Below are 1,697 nucleotides of genomic sequence, written 5' to 3'. Positions count from 1 at the left end.
AACGATCCCGGATGTTGATCTGGACAAAGGCACGTTGTTTATCCGCCATACCAAATTCAATAAAGAACGGGTCCTCCCCATGTCGGACAACCTCACCGAACGATGCCGGGAATACAGTAAAACGGTCCGAGTCGGGAAAATGGGAAATCCGTTTTTCTTTCCGTCCCCATTTGGCGGAAGCTATTCCGAGTCGACCGTATACAAGCTCTTTAGAGATGTGCTCCGGCAAGCGGGCATTTCCCATTTAGGGAGGGGGAAAGGCCCTCGAATTCATGATTTGCGTCATACCTTCGCCGTAAACTGCTTGAAAAAGTGGGCACTGGAAGGCAGGGATTTGAACAATGCTCTACCCTATCTTTCGGCTTACCTCGGCCACGAAGACATGCGTGGCAGTCAAAGGTACCTGCGGTTAACGGCGGATTTGTATCCGGACTTAACGAGCAAGATCGAACATACTTGCGCATACGTCATCCCGGAGGTGAAGTGGGATGAAGAAGACTGATTTTGCAAAGACGCTGACGCGATATCTGACCGATTTCCTGCCCGGACAGCGAAACGTCAGTCCCCATACGATTCTCTCTTACCGCGATACCTTTAAGCAATTTCTCCTGTTCATGCAGGAGAAACAGCAAGTAAGGCCGGAGAAGATTTCATTCGCTACGGTGACCGCGCCGAGCATCAAGGAATTTTTACAATGGCTCGAAACGTCCAGACAAGTATGTGTTAGCACTCGGAACCAGCGATTGGCCGCGATTCACAGCTTCTTCCGATTTGCTCAAACGGAGCATCCGGAAATCTTGTTCGAAAGCCAAAAGATATTGGGCATCCCCTTTAAGAAGAAGCAACAACCGACGATACCACATCTCACACTGGATCAGTTGGCCTATTTATTCGAACAGCCCGATACATCGACGAAGAGAGGACGACGTGATTTGACGATGATGGTCGTCCTCTACGATGCTGGCGCAAGAGTACAGGAGTTGATTGATCTGAAGGTTTGTGATGTGAGACTGGCCCAGCCCGCAACGATTACCTTGACCGGCAAAGGCAATAAGAAAAGGAACATTCCGATGATGTCCAAAACCCGAAGCCTTTTGGAAGGTTACATGGCCGAAAACCACCTACTGGATAAGGGGCGTCAGCAAAGCCCTCTATTTTACAACAGCCGCTACCAACCGTTTACAAGGCCCGGCATTACCTACATCCTCGGTAAATACTTGAAACACGCAAAACGCAACCACAAGGACGAGGTGTTTCCGGATCAATTGCATCCGCATATGCTCAGGCATTCCAAGGCTCTTCATCTGTTGGAATCGGGTGTGAACCTGATTTATATTCGTGATTTGTTGGGGCATGTGAGTGTAACGACAACGGAGATCTATTTGAAATTCGATACGGAGCTCAAAAGAAAGGCTTTGGAAGCTGCATACCCTCAAGTGACGAGCGCGGACACTCCTGCTTGGGAAGAAAACGCCGATATTCTGCAGTGGTTACAGAACCTTTGCCGCCCCTGATTATTATGGAAAGAATCTCGACAACAACCTCAGAGCTTTCACGGGTTCTTTCGAGAATCTTTCCATAACCAAATTCTTTCCATAATTGCCGTTATGGAAAGCTTTCCATAACGGGAAGACCCACCTTGCGGTGGCCCTGGGGATGGAGGCGATTCGACAACGCATGAGCGTCTACTTCGTGAC

At 49.1% G+C, this 1,697-nt stretch carries 3 protein-coding genes; all 3 read left to right on the top strand.

Annotated features, from left to right (window positions below; genetic code table 11):
- A partial coding sequence (locus C230_RS18850) for a tyrosine-type recombinase/integrase (RefSeq protein WP_018130113.1) occupies positions 1 to 502 on the top strand: 502 nt, incomplete at its 5' end.
- Positions 489 to 1,514 carry a tyrosine-type recombinase/integrase gene (locus tag C230_RS0100320; RefSeq protein ID WP_018130112.1) on the top strand — a complete coding sequence of 342 codons (1,026 nt, stop codon included), beginning with the start codon at positions 489 to 491 and terminating at the stop codon, positions 1,512 to 1,514. The genes C230_RS18850 and C230_RS0100320, both read left to right, overlap by 14 nt.
- A gap of 85 nt (positions 1,515 to 1,599) precedes the next feature.
- On the top strand, positions 1,600 to 1,697 hold a 98-nt coding region (locus tag C230_RS23760), incomplete at its 3' end, for an ATP-binding protein (RefSeq protein WP_407635564.1).

Origin of the sequence: Effusibacillus pohliae DSM 22757, assembly GCF_000376225.1 — a bacterium.
GTDB classification, from domain to species: Bacteria; Bacillota; Bacilli; order Tumebacillales; family Effusibacillaceae; genus Effusibacillus; species Effusibacillus pohliae.
Note: the sequence above shows the minus strand (reverse complement) of the source record. Positions and strands in the feature narration are given on the sequence as shown.

Coding starts and splice junctions, on each gene's coding strand:
- C230_RS0100320 (WP_018130112.1), top strand. CDS start 489: ATGAAGAAGACTGATTTTGCAAAGACGCTGACGCGATATCTGACCGAT.